The sequence below is a fragment of the Buttiauxella sp. WJP83 genome (genome assembly GCF_027594725.1).
GTDB lineage: Bacteria > Pseudomonadota > Gammaproteobacteria > Enterobacterales > Enterobacteriaceae > Buttiauxella > Buttiauxella selenatireducens.
Genome location: NZ_CP110080.1, coordinates 4,459,025 through 4,476,786, shown reverse-complemented (window position 1 = coordinate 4,476,786; position 17,762 = coordinate 4,459,025). Strand labels below are relative to the sequence as shown.

Sequence of the window (17,762 nt, the reverse complement as noted above, 5' to 3'; positions counted from 1 at the left end):
CTTGTACCTCTATATTGAGACTCTTAAACAGAGACTGGATGCCATTAACCAACTGCGTGTAGATCGCGCACTTGCTGCCATGGGGCCTGCTTTCCAACAGGTCTACAGTCTTCTGCCAACATTGCTACATTATCATCACCCGCTGATGCCAGGTTACCTTGAGGGTAACGTTCCACATGGCATTTGCATCTACACGCCTGATGAAACCCAACGCCACTACCTGAACGAACTCGAATTGATGCGTGGCATGCCACCGCAGAAAACCGATCCGGGTGAATTACCTATCACAGGTCTTTATTCAATGGGCAGCACCTCGTCCGTTGGGCAGAGCTGTTCATCCGATTTGGATATCTGGGTGTGTCATCAGTCCTGGCTCGATAACGACGAGCGCCAGTTACTGCAACGTAAATGTAGCGTGCTGGAAAGCTGGGCTGCGTCCTTAGGTGTAGAAGTCAGCTTCTTCCTGATTGACGAAAACCGCTTCCGCCACAACGAAAGTGGGAGCCTGGGCGGCGAAGACTGTGGTTCTACCCAACACATCTTGCTGCTGGATGAATTTTATCGCACTGCTGTGCGCCTGGCCGGGAAACGTATTCTCTGGAGTATGGTTCCGGGAGATGAAGAAGATCATTACGACGATTACGTGATGAGTCTTTACTCGCAGGGTGTGCTCACACCAAACGAGTGGCTGGATCTCGGCGGTTTAAGTTCCCTTTCGGCTGAAGAGTACTTTGGTGCCAGCCTTTGGCAGCTCTATAAAAGTATCGACTCCCCCTATAAAGCGGTGCTGAAAACGTTGCTGCTGGAAGCTTACTCCTGGGAATATCCGAACACGCGTTTGCTGGCAAAAGACATCAAACAACGTTTGCATGATGGTGAGATAGTCTCTTTTGGCCTCGATCCGTATTGCATGATGTTGGAACGAGTAACCCACTATCTTTCGCAAATCGAAGACAATGCGCGTCTGGATTTAGTGCGCCGTTGCTTCTATCTCAAAGTGTGCGAAAAACTTTCCCGTGAACGTGCGTGCGTTGGCTGGCGTCGTGAAGTATTAAGCCAACTGGTCAAACATTGGGGATGGGACGAAGCACGCCTGGCGATGCTGGATAACCGCGCCAACTGGAAAATTGACCAGGTTCGTGATGCACATAACGAGCTTCTGGATGCGATGATGCAAAGCTATCGCAACCTGATTCGTTTCGCGCGCCGTAATAATCTGAGTGTCAGCGCAAGCCCGCAAGATATTGGGGTTTTAACCCGTAAATTGTATGCGGCGTTTGAAGCGTTGCCAGGCAAAGTGACACTGGTTAACCCGCAGATTTCCCCTGATCTGTCAGAACCCAATCTGACCTTTATCCATGTGCCGCCGGGCCGTGCCAACCGTTCAGGCTGGTATCTGTACAACCGCGCACCGAACATGGATTCCATCATCAGCCATCAACCGCTGGAATATAACCGTTATCTTAATAAGCTGGTGGCATGGGCCTACTTCAATGGCCTGCTGACTTCGCGCACCCGTCTGTTTATTAAGGGCAACGGTATTTGTGATTTGCCAAAACTGCAGGAAATGGTTGCCGATGTGTCGCACCATTTCCCGCTGCGTTTGCCTGCACCAACAGCGAAAGCGTTGTATAGCCCATGTGAAATTCGCCATCTGGCGATTATCGTTAACCTCGAATACGACCCGACAGCGGCATTCCGCAATCAGGTTGTTCATTTCGATTTCCGTAAGCTGGATGTATTCAGTTTCGGGCAGCAACAGCAGTGCCTGGTGGGAAGCGTTGATTTGCTTTACCGCAACTCATGGAATGAAGTGCGTACGCTGCACTTCAATGGTGAGCAGTCCATGATTGAAGCCCTGAAAACGATTCTGGGCAAAATGCACCAGGACGCCGCGCCACCTGATAGCGTTGAAGTTTTCTGCTATAGCCAGCATCTGCGTGGGCTAATTCGCACTCGAGTACAGCAACTGGTTTCTGAATGTATCGACTTCCGTTTGTCGAGCACTCGCCAGGAGCCTGGTCGCTTTAAAGCGTTGCGGATCTCTGGCCAAACGTGGGGGCTGTTCTTCGAACGTCTTAGCGTATCGGTGCAAAAACTGGAAAATGCGGTCGAGTTCTACGGCGCGATTTCGCATAACAAACTGCATGGCTTGTCAGTGCAAGTTGAAACCAACCAGGTTCAACTGCCGTCGGTGGTCGATGGGTTTGCCAGCGAAGGGATTATTCAATTCTTCTTTGAAGAAGCGAATGAGGATCAAGGATTCAATATCTACATTCTTGATGAGAGCAACCGGGCAGAGGTCTATCACCACTGTGAAGGGAGCAAAGAAGATTTAGTGCGTGACGTTAGCCGTTTCTACTCATCGTCGCACGATCGCTTTACCTACGGCTCAAGCTTTATCAACTTCAACCTGCCGCAGTTTTATCAGATTGTGAAAGTGGATGGACGCTCTCAGGTCATTCCGTTCCGCAACCAGGCCATCACAGCAGCGACGCCAGCTAATCATGACGATAGCTCAACACCGCTGCTTCAACAGTACAGCAATAGCTAAAATTAGCTAAAGCTAACCGGCTCTCCGGCTTGCTGTGTGCAAGCCTCTTCCAGCAACGCCCAAAATTCAGCGCCGCTGCGATCGCAAATCCATTGATCCCCTTTCAGGTCAAAATGGTAGCCGCCACTTTTGGTCGCAAGCCAGACCTGATGCAGAGGCTCCTGGCGATTGATAATAATTTTGCTGCGGTTCTCAAAACTCAGGCTCAGTACGCCACCATTGATTTCGCAGTCAATGTCGCTGTCCCCATCCCAGTCATCCAGGCGTTCTTCGATTGTTGACCACAGGCCATCAGCCAGGCGATGAAATTCACTGTCGTTCATATCTTTTTCTCAGTTGTTCGTCTTCAGGGCAGTATAAAAGCAACACCCGCGAATAGAAAAGAGTATTGCTTTTCAGGGATCACCTGCGATGATAGAAGACAGAATATTGGATTACAGGCATCTCAATAATGAAGAAAATTTTCTGCCCACTGGCATTTATGCTGGCACTTTTCAGTCTTTCTGGCTGCGGTCTTAAAGGGCCTCTGTACTTTCCGCCTGCCGATGGTAAAACCAAACCCGCGACTCAGGTAAGCCCTGAGAAAAAGACCCAATCGGCGTCGCCAGACCGCAATAATCGTGGTACGGATAACGCACCGACTCAGGTTGTCTACTAGCTAATTATCGATAAGTAGCCGCGTATATGGAGCAGAAGATGCAGTTTTCGAAGATGCATGGCCTTGGTAATGACTTTATGGTCGTCGACGCGGTGACTCAAAACGTCTATTTCTCCCCTGAGCTGATTCGCCGACTGGCCGACAGACATCTGGGAGTGGGTTTCGATCAGTTGCTGGTGGTTGAGCCACCTTACGATCCTGACCTGGATTTCCATTACCGTATTTTCAACGCCGATGGCAGCGAAGTTTCTCAATGCGGCAATGGTGCGCGCTGTTTCGCACGTTTTGTGCGCCTGAAAGGGCTGACGAACAAACGTGATATTCGCGTCAGTACCGCCAATGGTCGCATGGTCCTTAGTGTGACCGAAGATGAGCTGGTGTGCGTGAATATGGGTGAGCCGAATTTCGAGCCATCCGCCGTGCCGTTCCGCGCAAACAAAGCGGAAAAGACCTATATTATGCGGGCCGCCGAACAAACCATTATGTGTGGCGTCGTCTCGATGGGTAACCCGCATTGCGTTATCCAGGTCGATGATGTGACGACGGCTGCTGTGGAAACATTGGGGCCAGTGATGGAAAACCATGAGCGTTTCCCGGAGCGTGCGAATATCGGCTTTATGCAGGTCGTGACGAAAGAGCATATCCGCCTGCGTGTCTATGAGCGCGGCGCGGGGGAAACTCAAGCTTGTGGTAGTGGAGCTTGCGGCGCCGTTGCCGTGGGCATCTTGCAAGGAATACTTGCGGAACAGGTTCGCGTAGAGCTGCCTGGTGGCCGCCTTGATATCGCCTGGAAAGGGCCGGGAAATCCGCTATTTATGACCGGTCCGGCGGCCCATGTCTATGATGGATTTATACATCTATGAAGAACGCCGAGGAACAGCAAGAAGCCGTACTGGAACTGGATGACCGTGTTGTAGCGGAGTATCTGCTACGTCATCCCGATTTCTTTATTCGTAACGCCCAGCATGTAGAACAGATGCAAGTCCCGCATCCGGTGCGCGGTACTGTATCGTTGGTTGAGTGGCACATGGCGCGCAGCCGTAACCATATCAATTTTCTTGAAGAAAACATGACCCTGTTGATGGAACAAGCGAATGCCAACGAAGGGCTTTTCTATCGCTTACTGAAATTGCAGGGCCGCCTGGCGTCTGCAACCAGCTTGCAGGAAATGCTCAACCGTCTGCATCGTTGGGCGCGTGAAATGGGTCTGGCTGGCGCGAATGTGCGTCTTTTTGCAGACCGTTGGCGGATTGGTGCTCCTTCTGATTTTACTCATTTGGCACTCAATCGGCAGGCTTTCGAGCCGCTTCGCATTCAACGCCTGGGCGACCGACAGCATTATCTCGGATCGCTGAACGGCCCTGAATTGCTGGTGGTTTTGCCCCAGGCAAAAGCTATTGGTTCTGTGGCACTGTCGCTGTTAGGAAGTGATGCGGATTTAGGGGTGCTGGTGTTCAGTAGCCGCGATCCTCAGCATTACCAGGAAGGGCAAGGCACGCAATTACTGCACGAACTGGCGCTGATGCTGCCCGATCTTCTGGAGCGTTGGATCGAGCGAGTATGACCGTCTCCCCGCTGCAATCCTCTGTTGATGGCTTTCTGCGCTACCTGAAAGTCGAGCGCCAGCTAAGCCCGTTGACCTTGCTCAATTATGGTCGTCAGTTGGCGGCGATTATCGGCCTTGCCGCTGAGATGAAGTTAAGCTCCTGGCAGCAGTGCGATGCAGCTGTGGTTCGTTCCCTGGCCGTTCGCAGCCGCAAGGCAGGTCTTGGGCCGTCAAGCCTGGCATTACGTCTTTCCGCGCTTCGCAGTTTCTTTGACTGGTGTGTCAGCCAGGGCGAACTCAAGGCCAATCCCGCAAAAGGCATAACGACGCCGAAAGCTGGCCGTCATCTGCCCAAAAATATTGATGTCGATGACGTTAGCCGTCTGCTGGATATCGACATTAACGATCCGCTTGCGGTACGCGACCGGGCAATGCTGGAAGTCATGTACGGCGCAGGGCTGCGTCTTTCTGAACTGGTGAATATGGATTGTCGTCATATCGACCTGACGACGGGTGAAGTTTGGGTGATGGGGAAAGGCAGCAAAGAGCGTCGGGTTCCGGTGGGGAAATCTGCGGTTATCTGGGTTGAACACTGGCTGGATTTACGCGAGCTTTTTGGTCCGGATGACGACGCGCTGTTTCTCTCAAAACAAGGGAAGCGTATTTCGACGCGCAACGTCCAGAAACGTTTTAGCGAGTGGGGGATAAAACAGGGGCTGAACAGCCATGTACATCCACACAAACTGCGTCACTCTTTCGCCACGCATATGCTGGAATCCAGCGGTGATTTGCGCGGCGTGCAGGAGTTATTAGGCCACGCCAATCTTTCCACGACGCAAATCTATACCCATCTCGACTTCCAACACTTAGCCTCAGTGTATGATGCTGCCCATCCACGCGCTAAACGAGGGAAATCGTAATGCATTTTTACCGCCCATTAGGGACTATTGCCGCGCTCACTTTTGATCTCGACGATACGCTGTACGACAACCGTGCGGTGATTGAGCGTACCGAGCGGGAATCAATGAGCTTCGTGCAGAATTACCATCCGAAGCTAAACCATCTTCAGCGTCCCGATTTTTTGCGTATTCGACATGCGCTGCGCCTCGCAGAGCCAGAAATTTATCACGATGTCACCGAATGGCGTCGCCGTGCGGTAGAACAAGCGATGTTAAACGCGGGCCTTTCGGCAGAGGAAGCCTCCGCAGGCGCACAGGCATCGATGGAGAACTTTGCCCACTGGCGTAGTCAAATCGACGTGCCGCAAGAAACTCACGACACGCTGGCTGCACTTGCTAAAAAGTGGCCGCTGGTGGCGATTACCAACGGTAACGCCGAGCCCCATCTTTTTGGCCTCGATCAATACTTTAAGTTTGTCTTGCGAGCGGGTCCTCACGGGCGTTCCAAGCCCTTCAACGACATGTATCATTTGGCTGCAGAAAAGCTAAATGTTCCGCTCGGCCATATCCTGCATGTTGGCGATGACCTGACGACGGATGTCGCAGGGGCGATTCGCAGTGGGTTACAGGCGTGCTGGATAAACTTGCGTGATGGCGACTTGATGCAGATTGATGACAGCCGTTTATTGCCACATCTGGAAATTTCGCAGTTGGCATCCCTCACCGCGCTGATATAATCATCAACAACTCTGTATAAAATTCCAGGGGTGGCTAACCGCCACTTCTCTTACGTGGCGGTGCCAATGGACGTTTCTTACCTGCTCGACAGCCTCAATGACAAACAGCGCGAAGCCGTCGCAGCCACGCGTAGCAATATGTTGGTGCTGGCGGGAGCGGGCAGTGGTAAGACACGCGTATTGGTTCACCGCATTGCGTGGCTGATCAGCGTCGAAAATTGCTCGCCATATTCCATTATGGCCGTGACGTTCACCAACAAAGCGGCGGCGGAAATGCGCCATCGTATCGGCCAGTTGATGGGGACCAGCCAGGGCGGAATGTGGGTCGGTACTTTCCACGGCCTTGCACATCGTTTACTGCGCGCGCATCACATGGACGCGAATTTGCCGCAGGATTTCCAAATCCTCGACAGCGAAGATCAACTCCGCTTGTTAAAACGCCTGATTAAAGCCATGAATCTGGATGATAAACAGTGGCCTGCACGCCAGGCGATGTGGTTTATCAACGGTAAGAAAGACGAAGGGTTACGTCCTCATCACATTGAAAGCTATGGCAATCCGGTAGAACAAACCTGGCAAAAAATTTATCAGGCCTATCAGGAAGCGTGTGACCGTGCGGGCTTGCTGGATTTCGCCGAGCTGCTGCTGCGTGCGCATGAGCTTTGGCTGAACAAACCGCACATCCTCAATCACTATCGCGAACGCTTCACCAACATTCTGGTGGACGAATTCCAGGATACCAACAGCATCCAGTACGCGTGGATTCGTATGCTGGCGGGCGACACCGGCAAAGTGATGATCGTTGGCGATGATGACCAGTCCATTTATGGCTGGCGCGGTGCGCAGGTCGAGAACATCCAGCGCTTCCTGACGGATTTCCCTGGCGCACAAACCATTCGCCTTGAGCAAAACTACCGTTCCACCAATAACATTCTGAATGCCGCCAACGCCTTGATTGCGAATAACTCAGGCCGCCTGGGCAAAGAGCTGTGGACAGACGGAGCCGACGGCGAACCGATTTCACTGTATTGCGCTTTCAACGAACTGGACGAAGCGCGTTTCGTCGTTAACCGCATCAAGACGTGGCAGGAAAGCGGCGGGGCACTGGAGCAATGCGCGATTCTTTACCGCAGCAACGCCCAGTCACGTGTCCTTGAAGAAGCGTTATTGCAGGTCGGGATGCCGTACCGCATTTATGGCGGCATGCGCTTCTTCGAACGCCAGGAAATCAAAGATGCGCTCTCTTATTTGCGCCTGATCGCCAACCGCAACGACGATGCTGCATTTGAACGTGTGGTAAACACGCCAACGCGTGGCATCGGCGATCGCACGCTGGACGTTGTTCGCCAGACTTCCCGCGATAAGCAACTGACAATGTGGCAAGCCTGCCGTTTGTTGCTGCAAGAAAAAGTGCTGGCGGGGCGTGCGGCCTCGGCACTGCAGCGTTTTATGGAACTTATCGACGCGCTGGCCCATGAAACCATTGATATGCCACTGCACGTACAAACAGACCGTGTGATCAAAGATTCCGGTCTGATGATGATGTACGAGCAAGAAAAGGGCGAGAAAGGCCAGACGCGTATCGAAAACTTAGAAGAACTGGTCACAGCAACACGCCAGTTCAGCTACCAGGATGAAGACGAAGACCTGATGCCTTTGCAGGCGTTCTTGTCCCATGCGGCGCTTGAAGCCGGTGAAGGGCAAGCTGATACCTGGCAAGACGCGGTGCAATTGATGACGTTGCACTCCGCGAAAGGTCTGGAGTTCCCACAAGTCTTTATAGTCGGCATGGAAGAGGGCATGTTCCCGAGCCAAATGTCACTGGATGAAGGTGGACGCCTGGAAGAAGAGCGACGCCTGGCTTATGTCGGTGTGACGCGTGCGATGCAAAAACTCACGTTAACCTATGCCGAAACGCGCCGTTTGTATGGCAAAGAAGTCTATCACCGGCCGTCACGCTTCATCGGTGAGTTGCCGGAAAACTGCGTGGAAGAAGTGCGCCTGCGTGCAAGCATTAGCCGTCCGGTCAGCCATCAGCGTATGGGAACGCCAATATCAGAGAATGATTCTGGCTTCAAACTTGGGCAGCGCGTACGCCATTCGAAGTTTGGTGAAGGTACCGTCGTTAATCTTGAAGGAAGCGGCGAACATAGCCGAATTCAAGTGGCATTCCCGGGTCAGGGAATCAAGTGGTTGGTGGCAGCTTATGCCCGCCTGGAAGCGGTGTAATCTTTTATATACCCAATGGATTTCAAGTTCCAGGAAGGCGGCAAGAGAACGAATCCCGATGAGCTTACATAAGTAAGTGATTCGGGTGAGTGAACGTAGCTAACGCACCTGCAACTTGAAAGACGAAGGGTATCTTGTTGCGTGTTGACGCCATATTTGTGGTGGCGTAACATGCGCGCACGATTACGCTAAGAGGACACTCGCCTTGGACACACCCAGTAAATACTGGCTCAATAACCTGTCATCCAGGTACAACTTCTAAGGCTATCCTCTTATGCTGATAGCCTTAGTGGTTGTCGGCGACCTCATATCTCGTATATCCCGTCGCAATGAGTCAGACTTTTTAATGGTCTGAAACCTATATCGTTTCTGTCTGTGTGCCAACCGAACTGTCCCTGTTATTTTTTGCATTGGGAGTACCGGTCATGCTGAGCGCATTTCAACTGGAAAACAATCGTCTGTGCCGTCTCGAATTAGACGAGGCCGACAACCTGAGCAATTCCGTCTGGGTTGATTTGGTCGAGCCTGAAGAGAACGAGCGGCAGCGCGTGCAAACGGAACTTGGTCAAAGCCTGGCAACACGCCCGGAATTGGAAGACATCGAAGCATCCGCGCGTTTCTTTGAAGACGAAGACGGCTTGCACATCCACTCATTTTTCTTTTTTGAAGATGCAGACGATCATGCGGGCAACAGCACCGTGGCATTCACCATTCGTGAAGGCCGCCTGTTTACGCTTCGTGAACGTGAATTACCTGCATTTCGCCTTTACCGTATGCGCGCCCGCAGTAACGCGATGGTGGACGGCAACGCTTACGAATTACTGCTCGACCTGTTTGAAACCAAAATCGAACAGCTGGCAGATGAAATCGAAAATATTTATAGCGACCTCGAGAAACTCAGCCGCGTGATCATGGAAGGGCATCAAGGCGATGAGTACGACGCTGCGCTTTCAACACTTGCTGAACTGGAAGATATCGGCTGGAAAGTCCGTTTGTGTCTGATGGATACCCAACGCGCCCTCAACTTCCTGGTGCGTAAAGCGCGTTTGCCGAGTGGGCAACTGGAGCAGGCGCGTGAAATCCTGCGAGATATCGAATCCCTGTTGCCGCACAACGAATCCCTGTTCCAGAAAGTTAACTTCCTGATGCAGGCGGCGATGGGCTTTATCAACATCGAGCAGAACCGCATCATCAAGATCTTCTCGGTGGTATCGGTCGTGTTCCTGCCGCCAACGCTTGTGGCGTCCAGCTATGGGATGAACTTCGAGTTTATGCCAGAGTTGAAACTGAGCTTCGGTTATCCTGCGGCGATTATCGTCATGATTTTGGCGGGGCTTGCACCGTATCTCTACTTCAAGCGCAAGAATTGGTTGTGAGACTTAACTGAGAAGGGAGCCAATTGGCTCCCTTTTTGTTACTTATCAGCCACCGTTCGGGACGCAATACGCGAATTTCGTTGCGTATAAACCGCATCAAGAATAAACAACGCCAGTGCTGCCCAGATAAACCCGAAGGTCAGCATCTTATCTTTGCCTACCACTTCACCGTAGAACGTCACGGCCAGCAGGAACATTAGCGTAGGGCCAAGATACTGGAAGAAACCCAGCGTCGAGAGGCGCAAGCGTGTTGCCGCTGCGGTGAAACACAGTAGCGGAATCGTCGTGACGACACCTGCTGCGATCAGCAATAAATTCAGCGACATTGGGTTTTGCCCCATATGGCTGGTTGAGCTGTCTGCTATGCCAAACAAATAGATTGCGGCAATCGGCAATAGCCACAGTGTTTCCACCAACATGCCCGTTTGTGCATCGACGGCGATTTTCTTACGCACCAGCCCGTAAAACGCAAAGCTGAACGCGAGGCCAAGAGCGATAATCGGAAGCGAGCCGAATGTCCAAAGCTGAACCAGAACGCCACAGGCTGCGAGTGCCACGGCGATCCACTGCATTCTGCGGAACCGCTCACCGAGGAAGATCATCCCCAGTACCACGTTAACCAACGGGTTGATGAAATAACCGAGGCTCGCTTCCAGCATGTGATTGTTATTCACCGCCCAAATGAACAGCAGCCAGTTCCCGCCGATCAGCACCGCAGACAGCGCCATTGCAAAAACCTTCTTACGGTTTTGACAGGATTTTTTCACCTGCGGCCACTGGCGGCTCAAGCTAATCAACACCACCATAAAGAAGAACGACCAAATCACGCGATGCGTCAGGATTTCATCTGCTGGGACGTAGTGGATTAATTTGAAATAAGCAGGCGCAATGCCCCAAATAAAATACGCCGCCAGCGCAAGTAACACGCCCTGGCGGGTTTGTTTCGCATCCATGAAAGGAACTCGTTGATGAATAGTAAGCAAATAGTAACAGGAATTACCTTTTCACCCCACCATGTAGGTGGCGGTTGCGCTGGCGATATGCACCAGTTCTTCGTTGTGTAATTCCACGCGTGCAACCGCCACTTTATTCCCGGCACGTAGCAGGCTGCTACTGGCGGTAAATCGTTGCCCACGACCCGGACGCAGGTAGTCGACACGTAAGTCGATAGTGCCCATTTTTGACAGACGCTGACGCAGTTCTTCTTCGCTAATACTGTCGTGGCGGGTCAGCGTACTGCCGACACAAACCAGGCCTGCTGCGACATCCAAAGAAGAAGCAATGACGCCACCATGCAAAATACTTTGCGCCCAGTTCCCCACCATCATCGGCTGGTTATTAAAGCTCAGTTCAGCGTAGTTTTTTTCATACCGGATAAGTTCCAGTCCCAGCGCGCGGTTGAATGGCATGTGATAAACAAAAATCTCACCGACCAGTTGCAGGGCGGCCTCAGGGCTTAGAAATGGGGTGGACATGGATCCTTCCTCAATAAGAATAACGGCACAATGTTAATTAATTGTTTATTTTATGCTTCCAAATCGTTGATTTCCACTTTAAGAAAGGTAGACAGAGCTTGAGCATGCATATCTATGTAAAATGTGTCGGAGAAAATAATTTGAAACCTTTTTGTTCAGGAGAATATTGCCAATGCGCAAGTTTCTGGGATGGTTAGTGGCGGCGAGCCTTCTACCGCTGACTGCTTACGCACAGGAAGCAACGATTAAAAGAGTGCACGATACGCCTGCTGTACGCGGCAGCATCATCGCCAATATGCTTCTGGAACACGATAATCCATTCACACTTTATCCGTATGAAACCAACTATTTAATTTATACGGTGACAGACGACCTCAATAAAGAAGCGATCAAAACCTACAACTGGTCTGAAAATGCCAAGAAAGATGAAGTGAAATTCCAGCTTAGCCTCGCGTTCCCAATCTGGCGTGGCATTTTCGGATCAAACTCGGTACTGGGCGCGTCCTACACACAGAAATCCTGGTGGCAGTTATCAAACAGTGAAGAGTCTGCACCTTTCCGTGAAACCAACTACGAACCGCAAGTTTTCCTTGGTTTTGCGACCGATGAATCCTTTGCGGGTTGGACATTACGTGATGTCGAATTTGGTTATAATCACGATTCCAATGGCCGTTCAGACCCAACGTCCCGCAGCTGGAACCGTTTATACACGCGTTTGATGGCTGAAAATGGCAACTGGATGGTGGAAGTGAAGCCGTGGTATGTCATTGGCAGCACCGACGATAACCCTGATATCACCAAATATATGGGCTACTACCAGTTGCGAGTCGGCTACCAGTTTGGTGATGCAATTCTGAGCATGAAAGGCCAGTACAACTGGAATACCGGTTACGGCGGCGCAGAATTAGGTTTTAGTTATCCGGTCACTAAACACGTGCGCCTTTATAGCCAACTGTACAGTGGCTATGGCGAATCATTAATTGATTACAACTTTAACCAGACACGCTTTGGTGTCGGCGTTATGCTTAACGATCTTTTCTAAACGATTTGTTTTAAAAACTGGCGGTATTTGTGGTGGGGAAAGCGTGACACAGGCGGAAGTCATTAATCAGGCAGTGCTGGCCAGGCAGGTTTTGCAAGATACCTTTGGCTACCAACAGTTCCGCCCGGGTCAGGAAACCATCATCGAAACGGTGCTGGAAGGGCGTGATTGCCTGGTTGTTATGCCGACTGGTGGTGGCAAATCACTGTGTTATCAAATCCCGGCACTGGTGTTCGGTGGGCTGACCGTCGTGGTTTCGCCGCTGATTTCTTTGATGAAAGACCAGGTTGATCAACTGCTGGCAAACGGCGTTGCGGCGGCCTGTCTTAACTCAACGCAAACTCGCGAGCAGCAGCAAGAAGTGCTTGCGGGTTGTCGTACCGGGCAAATTCGCCTGCTGTATATCGCCCCAGAACGATTGATGATGGACAACTTCATCGATCAACTCAGCCAATGGCATCTCTCGATGGTGGCGGTCGACGAAGCGCATTGTATTTCGCAATGGGGTCACGATTTCCGACCAGAATATGCCGCATTGGGCCAGTTGCGTGAGCGCCTGCCCACGGTGCCATTTATTGCCCTCACCGCCACCGCTGACGACACCACTCGTGCTGATATTGTTCGCCTTTTAGGCCTGCACGATCCGTTTATTGAAATCAGCAGTTTTGACCGACCGAATATTCGCTACATGCTGATGGAGAAGTTTAAACCTCTCGATCAGCTGATGCGTTACGTGCAAGAACAGAAAGGAAAATCCGGCATTATTTATTGTGGCAGCCGCGCCAAGGTTGAAGACACCGCCGCTCGCCTACAAAGCAAAGGGATCAGCGCCGGTGCTTATCACGCTGGGCTTGAACACCAGGTTCGCGCTGAAGTGCAGGAAAAATTCCAGCGAGACGATCTGCAAATCGTGGTCGCGACCGTAGCTTTCGGCATGGGTATCAATAAGCCCAACGTCCGTTTTGTCGCCCACTTCGACATCCCACGCAATATCGAATCCTACTATCAGGAAACGGGACGCGCGGGGCGTGACGGCCTGCCTGCCGAAGCCATGTTATTTTACGATCCGGCTGATATGGCCTGGCTGCGCAAATGTCTGGAAGAAAAACCGGTTGGGCAATTGCAGGACATTGAACGCCATAAACTCAATGCAATGGGGGCGTTTGCTGAAGCGCAAACTTGTCGCCGCCTGGTATTGCTGAATTACTTTGGCGAAGGTCGCCAGCAATCTTGCGGCAACTGCGATATTTGTCTCGATCCGCCGCGTCGTTACGACGGGCTGGTGGACGCGCAAAAAGCGCTTTCCACCATTTATCGCGTCAACCAGCGCTTTGGTATGGGCTATGTGGTGGAGGTGCTGCGTGGCGCTAATAATCAGCGTATTCGCGACTTGCAGCACGACAAACTGCCGGTCTACGGAATTGGCCGTGACCAAACACATGAGCATTGGGTTAGTGTTATCCGCCAGTTGATTCACCTGGGAGTGGTGACACAAAACATCGCCCAGCACTCCGCATTGCAGCTTACCGAAGCTGCTCGCCCGTTCTTGCGCGGCGAAGAACCTCTAATGCTTGCCGTGCCGCGTATCGTCGCGGTTAAATCCCGCAGCAGCAGCCAGAAATCGTTCGGCGGCAATTACGACCGCAAGCTGTTCGCCAAACTGCGCAAACTGCGCAAAGCCATTGCCGATGAAGAAAACATTCCACCTTACGTCGTGTTTAACGACGCGACATTAATTGAAATGTCCGAGCAGATGCCGATCACCCCAGGTGAAATGCTGGGCGTGAATGGTGTTGGAACACGTAAGCTGGAACGCTTTGGTCGTGAGTTCATGGCACTGATTCGCAGCCATGTTGATGGCGAAGATGAGTAGTAGCCAGTTATACCCGTCATACTTCAAGTTGTAGGTGCGTTGGCTACGTTCAGTCGCCCGAATCACTTACTCAAGTAAGCTCATCGGGACTCTTTTTCTTGCCGCCTTCCTGCAACTCGAATTATTTAGGGTATAGTAATTCTCCAAATAATTATCCCGCGAGTTAACTCCTATGTTGATGCTCTTCCTCACGGTGGCATTAGTGCATATCGTTGCGCTGATGAGCCCCGGCCCCGATTTTTTCTTTGTTTCCCAGACTGCAGTTAGCCGTTCTCGTAAAGAAGCGATGATGGGTGTATTGGGAATTACCATGGGTGTCATGATCTGGGCAGGCGTAGCGCTGCTGGGTTTGCATCTGATTCTGGAAAAAATGGCGTGGTTGCACAACATCATCATGGTTGGCGGTGGTTTGTATCTTTGCTGGATGGGCTACCAGATGCTGCGTGGCGCATTGAAGAAAGAGAAGCCTTCCGAGCAAACACCGAATGTTGAACTGGCTCGTAGCGGGCGCAGTTTTGTAAAAGGCTTACTCACCAACCTGGCAAACCCAAAAGCGATTATCTACTTCGGCAGCGTGTTCTCACTGTTTGTCGGAGATGATGTGGGTAGTGCAGAACGTTGGGGCTTGTTTGTTTTGATTTCACTGGAAACGCTGGCCTGGTTCACGGTAGTTGCCAGTTTATTTGCGCTGCCGAAAATGCGCCGGGGCTACCAGCGCCTTGCTAAATGGATTGATGGATTCGCGGGCGCATTGTTTGCCGGATTCGGTATTCACCTGATCATCTCCCGCTAATCCTTTCCTCTGATGTTATGCCTGGCGCGCTCCAGCTAAGAGCGCGCCCACCAGCATAAACAGTGAACCAAACACTCGGTTCAGCGCTTTCATCTGACGTGGCCCTTTAATCCAGCCCGCAATACGTGTCGCCAGCGTCGCATAGCCAATCATCACAATAATATCGACCACCACGGTGGTGACGCCGAGTATTAAATACTGTGCCGCTTGTGGCTGATGGGGTGCGATAAATTGCGGGAACAGTGCCGCGAGAAAGACAATGCTCTTTGGATTGGTGAGATTCACAAAAACCGCACGTTTAAACAGGCGACTACGTGGCTGGCTGGCCGCTATCGTATTTAAATCTATCGCCCCTGCGGCACGCCATTGCTGAATACCCAACCAGACAAGGTAAGCAGCACCCGCCCATTTCAAAATTTCAAACGCCAGTAACGAGTGCGAAAAAATGGCTCCCAGGCCAATACCTACCAGTACGATATGAATCGCAAGGCCAGTTTGCAGTCCGGCAATAGACGCCGCCGCACCACGATAGCCGTGGCTGATAGCGGTCGTCATGGTATTAATTGCCCCGGAACCGGGTGAAAGACTCAGAATTATTGTGGTAACAAGGTAGGTAAGCCACCATTCAACGCTCATGTGAAATTCCCTGATCGAACACTTTTATGCCACAATACGCTATTGTTGATGAGCGTGCTACGAATCACAAAAAAGCGAAATGACTCAGCATAGAAATGGATGGAAAACCCGTGAAAATGCCTTTACCGCTTTCACCACGGGTCCACTGATGGACTTCTGGCGAAGTCGTGAAGAGTGTGAATTTTCAGGCGTCGACGAAGTGCCGGTACGCTATGTACGGTTTCGCTCGCAGGATCACGACCGGGTGATTGTGGTTTGCCCTGGGCGTATCGAAAGCTATGTTAAATACGCTGAATTGGCTTATGACCTGTTCCATTGTGGATTCGACATTTTAATCATCGACCATCGTGGGCAAGGCCGTTCTGGACGCATGCTCTCGGATTCACATCGCGGGCATGTGGCGAAGTTTAGCGACTATGTCGACGATTTTGATCGCTTTTATCAGCATGAAGTCGCGAATGGCCCGTGGAGAAAACGCTACGCGTTAGCGCATTCCATGGGCGGGGCGATTATCACGCTGTGGCTGGAAAAGAACTCACAATGCTTTGATGCCGTTGCGCTGTGTGCACCGATGTTTGGCATTGCCTTGCGCTGGCCGGACTGGATGGTTCGTCATATTCTTGATTGGGCGGAAGGGCATCAACGTTTTCGTGAGGGGTACGCAATCGGAACAGGCCGCTGGCGCGCATTACCATTTAGCGTTAATGTCCTGACCCATAGCCGTGAACGTTACCGCCGAAACCTACGTTTTTATGCTGACGAGCCAGCATTGCGGGTAGGTGGGCCAACGAATCACTGGGTACGAGAAGGGATACTCGCAGGAGAACAGGTTTTAGCAGGAGCCACTGCGATTACCACGCCGATTTTTATCCTGCAGGCAGAAGAGGAACGCGTCGTTGATAATCGCGCGCATGACCAATTCTGTGAACTTCGAGCCACGGCGGGCAACCCTTGTGAGGGGGAAAAACCTTACGTCATAAACGGTGCATATCATGAGATCCTGTTCGAAAAGGACGATATACGGACCGAAGCGCTGAATGCCATTATCACGTTTTTTGATAGGCATAATTAATCTGAATTCAACACCTGAGGTTTCAAATCCTATGTACCATGTCGTTGCGTCTGACTTAGATGGCACGTTGTTGTCCCCCGATCACCTGCTCACCCCATACGCCAAAGAAACGCTGAAATTGCTCACCGCTGAAGGGGTACATTTCGTCTTTGCAACGGGTCGTCACCATATCGATGTGGGGCAAATCCGCGATAACCTCGAAATCAAAGCCTACATGATCACCTCCAACGGTGCGCGTGTGCATGATACTGACGGCAACCTGGTATTCAGCCACGATCTTGATCAGGACATCGCCCGTGATCTGTTTGGTGTCGTGCATACCCATCAAGATATCGTGACCAACGTCTACCGTGGCGACGAATGGTTCATGAACCGCCATCGCCCTGAAGAGATGAAATATTTTAAAGAGGCCGTATTTAATTACAGCCTGTTTGAGCCAGGTTTGCTGGACGCTGATGGTATTAGCAAAGTGTTCTTCACCTGTGATTCACACGAAAAATTGCTGCCGCTTGAGCAAGCGTTGATTGCCCGTTGGGGTGACCGAGTCAATGTCAGCTTCTCGACACTCACTTGCCTGGAAGTAATGGCGGGTGGGGTATCCAAAGGTCACGCGCTGGAAGCGGTATCTAAAGCAATGGGTTACAGCCTGAAAGAGTGCATCGCCTTTGGTGATGGCATGAACGACGCAGAAATGCTCAGCATGGCGGGTAAAGGCTGCATCATGGGCAATGCCCACCAACGCCTGAAAGACTTGTTGCCAGAGCTGGAAGTGATTGGCACCAACGCCGATAACGCCGTTCCACATTACCTGCGTAAGATGTTCCTCGGTAAAGATTAATTCGCCGATATTGAGTGGCGATTTAATCGCCACT

The 17,762-nt window shown here is 51.5% G+C and carries 18 protein-coding genes; 14 read left to right on the top strand and 4 right to left on the bottom strand.

Annotated features, from left to right (window positions below):
• Window position 1: 1 nt before the first annotated feature.
• A complete protein-coding gene (cyaA, locus tag OH773_RS20665) occupies window positions 2-2,554 on the top strand; it encodes a class I adenylate cyclase (RefSeq protein ID WP_270141509.1) in 2,553 nt (850 codons plus the stop codon).
• A gap of 2 nt (window positions 2,555-2,556) precedes the next feature.
• Here cyaA and cyaY read toward each other — a convergent pair whose 3' ends face one another.
• Window positions 2,557-2,877 (bottom strand): iron donor protein CyaY, encoded by a 321-nt coding sequence (cyaY, locus tag OH773_RS20660; RefSeq protein WP_270141507.1) that lies wholly within the window; start codon window positions 2,875-2,877, stop codon window positions 2,557-2,559.
• A gap of 128 nt (window positions 2,878-3,005) precedes the next feature.
• On the opposite strand from cyaY, the gene lptM reads away from it, so the two are divergent.
• The 8 genes from lptM (at window position 3,006) to corA (ending at window position 9,999) form a co-directional block, all read left to right on the top strand.
• Window positions 3,006-3,212 carry an LPS translocon maturation chaperone LptM gene (gene lptM / locus OH773_RS20655; RefSeq protein WP_270141504.1) on the top strand — a complete coding sequence of 69 codons (207 nt, stop codon included), beginning with the start codon at window positions 3,006-3,008 and terminating at the stop codon, window positions 3,210-3,212.
• Window positions 3,213-3,250: 38 nt separating this feature from the next.
• Entirely contained in the window at window positions 3,251-4,075 is an 825-nt protein-coding gene (dapF, locus tag OH773_RS20650; RefSeq protein ID WP_183273103.1) for a diaminopimelate epimerase, read from the top strand.
• On the top strand, window positions 4,072-4,776 hold the full coding sequence (locus OH773_RS20645; protein ID WP_270141501.1) for a DUF484 domain-containing protein: 705 nt from the start codon (window positions 4,072-4,074) through the stop codon (window positions 4,774-4,776). Before dapF ends, OH773_RS20645 begins: the two co-directional genes overlap by 4 nt.
• A complete protein-coding gene (gene xerC / locus OH773_RS20640; RefSeq protein ID WP_270141499.1) occupies window positions 4,773-5,678 on the top strand; it encodes a tyrosine recombinase XerC in 906 nt (301 codons plus the stop codon). Before OH773_RS20645 ends, xerC begins: the two co-directional genes overlap by 4 nt.
• Complete coding sequence (gene yigB, locus OH773_RS20635) at window positions 5,678-6,394, top strand: 5-amino-6-(5-phospho-D-ribitylamino)uracil phosphatase YigB (protein WP_270141497.1); 717 nt, start codon at window positions 5,678-5,680, stop codon at window positions 6,392-6,394. The genes xerC and yigB overlap by 1 nt, the downstream gene beginning before the upstream one ends.
• Window positions 6,395-6,460: 66 nt before the next feature.
• Window positions 6,461-8,623, top strand: a complete 2,163-nt coding sequence (uvrD, locus tag OH773_RS20630; RefSeq protein WP_270141495.1) for a DNA helicase II — start codon at window positions 6,461-6,463, stop codon at window positions 8,621-8,623.
• 205 nt (window positions 8,624-8,828) lie between these two features.
• Window positions 8,829-8,885 carry a YsgD/CorL family protein gene (gene ysgD / locus OH773_RS22475; protein WP_367597360.1) on the top strand — a complete coding sequence of 19 codons (57 nt, stop codon included), beginning with the start codon at window positions 8,829-8,831 and terminating at the stop codon, window positions 8,883-8,885.
• A gap of 163 nt (window positions 8,886-9,048) precedes the next feature.
• Window positions 9,049-9,999, top strand: a complete 951-nt coding sequence (gene corA, locus OH773_RS20625; protein ID WP_183273110.1) for a magnesium/cobalt transporter CorA — start codon at window positions 9,049-9,051, stop codon at window positions 9,997-9,999.
• A gap of 38 nt (window positions 10,000-10,037) precedes the next feature.
• On the opposite strand, the gene rarD is transcribed toward corA, so the two are convergent.
• Window positions 10,038-10,952, bottom strand: coding sequence for an EamA family transporter RarD (gene rarD / locus OH773_RS20620; protein WP_270141493.1), 915 nt, complete (start codon window positions 10,950-10,952; stop codon window positions 10,038-10,040).
• A gap of 51 nt (window positions 10,953-11,003) precedes the next feature.
• Complete coding sequence (locus OH773_RS20615; RefSeq protein ID WP_183273112.1) at window positions 11,004-11,474, bottom strand: thioesterase family protein; 471 nt, start codon at window positions 11,472-11,474, stop codon at window positions 11,004-11,006.
• A 172-nt stretch (window positions 11,475-11,646) separates the two neighbouring features.
• Here OH773_RS20615 and pldA point away from each other — a divergent pair, with 172 nt between their 5' ends.
• From pldA to rhtC, 3 genes are all read left to right on the top strand, one after another.
• Window positions 11,647-12,516 carry a phospholipase A gene (pldA, locus tag OH773_RS20610; protein ID WP_183273113.1) on the top strand — a complete coding sequence of 290 codons (870 nt, stop codon included), beginning with the start codon at window positions 11,647-11,649 and terminating at the stop codon, window positions 12,514-12,516.
• A 43-nt stretch (window positions 12,517-12,559) separates the two neighbouring features.
• On the top strand, window positions 12,560-14,389 hold the full coding sequence (recQ, locus tag OH773_RS20605) for an ATP-dependent DNA helicase RecQ (protein ID WP_270141489.1): 1,830 nt from the start codon (window positions 12,560-12,562) through the stop codon (window positions 14,387-14,389).
• Between the two features lie 172 nt (window positions 14,390-14,561).
• Window positions 14,562-15,182, top strand: a complete 621-nt coding sequence (rhtC, locus tag OH773_RS20600) for a threonine export protein RhtC (RefSeq protein ID WP_270141488.1) — start codon at window positions 14,562-14,564, stop codon at window positions 15,180-15,182.
• Between the two features lie 15 nt (window positions 15,183-15,197).
• Here the strand turns inward: rhtC and rhtB are convergent, their stop codons facing one another.
• A complete protein-coding gene (rhtB, locus tag OH773_RS20595; RefSeq protein WP_270141486.1) occupies window positions 15,198-15,818 on the bottom strand; it encodes a homoserine/homoserine lactone efflux protein in 621 nt (206 codons plus the stop codon).
• A gap of 79 nt (window positions 15,819-15,897) precedes the next feature.
• Here rhtB and pldB point away from each other — a divergent pair, with 79 nt between their 5' ends.
• Window positions 15,898-16,890, top strand: a complete 993-nt coding sequence (gene pldB, locus OH773_RS20590) for a lysophospholipase L2 (protein WP_270141484.1) — start codon at window positions 15,898-15,900, stop codon at window positions 16,888-16,890.
• Between the two features lie 31 nt (window positions 16,891-16,921).
• Window positions 16,922-17,728 (top strand): sugar/pyridoxal phosphate phosphatase YigL, encoded by an 807-nt coding sequence (gene yigL, locus OH773_RS20585; protein WP_183273118.1) that lies wholly within the window; start codon window positions 16,922-16,924, stop codon window positions 17,726-17,728.
• The last annotated feature ends 34 nt before the right edge of the window (window positions 17,729-17,762 follow it).

What these genes read in the sequence shown, in the direction of transcription:
- cyaY (WP_270141507.1), bottom strand. Translation starts at nt 2,877, where the DNA reads ATGAACGACAGTGAATTTCATCGCCTGGCTGATGGCCTGTGGTCAACA.
- uvrD (WP_270141495.1), top strand. Translation starts at nt 6,461, where the DNA reads ATGGACGTTTCTTACCTGCTCGACAGCCTCAATGACAAACAGCGCGAA.
- rarD (WP_270141493.1), bottom strand. Translation starts at nt 10,952, where the DNA reads ATGGATGCGAAACAAACCCGCCAGGGCGTGTTACTTGCGCTGGCGGCG.
- rhtB (WP_270141486.1), bottom strand. Translation starts at nt 15,818, where the DNA reads ATGAGCGTTGAATGGTGGCTTACCTACCTTGTTACCACAATAATTCTG.
- corA (WP_183273110.1), top strand. Translation starts at nt 9,049, where the DNA reads ATGCTGAGCGCATTTCAACTGGAAAACAATCGTCTGTGCCGTCTCGAA.
- xerC (WP_270141499.1), top strand. Translation starts at nt 4,773, where the DNA reads ATGACCGTCTCCCCGCTGCAATCCTCTGTTGATGGCTTTCTGCGCTAC.
- yigB (WP_270141497.1), top strand. Translation starts at nt 5,678, where the DNA reads ATGCATTTTTACCGCCCATTAGGGACTATTGCCGCGCTCACTTTTGAT.
- dapF (WP_183273103.1), top strand. Translation starts at nt 3,251, where the DNA reads ATGCAGTTTTCGAAGATGCATGGCCTTGGTAATGACTTTATGGTCGTC.
- lptM (WP_270141504.1), top strand. Translation starts at nt 3,006, where the DNA reads ATGAAGAAAATTTTCTGCCCACTGGCATTTATGCTGGCACTTTTCAGT.
- pldA (WP_183273113.1), top strand. Translation starts at nt 11,647, where the DNA reads ATGCGCAAGTTTCTGGGATGGTTAGTGGCGGCGAGCCTTCTACCGCTG.
- OH773_RS20645 (WP_270141501.1), top strand. Translation starts at nt 4,072, where the DNA reads ATGAAGAACGCCGAGGAACAGCAAGAAGCCGTACTGGAACTGGATGAC.
- rhtC (WP_270141488.1), top strand. Translation starts at nt 14,562, where the DNA reads ATGTTGATGCTCTTCCTCACGGTGGCATTAGTGCATATCGTTGCGCTG.
- OH773_RS20615 (WP_183273112.1), bottom strand. Translation starts at nt 11,474, where the DNA reads ATGTCCACCCCATTTCTAAGCCCTGAGGCCGCCCTGCAACTGGTCGGT.
- yigL (WP_183273118.1), top strand. Translation starts at nt 16,922, where the DNA reads ATGTACCATGTCGTTGCGTCTGACTTAGATGGCACGTTGTTGTCCCCC.
- pldB (WP_270141484.1), top strand. Translation starts at nt 15,898, where the DNA reads ATGACTCAGCATAGAAATGGATGGAAAACCCGTGAAAATGCCTTTACC.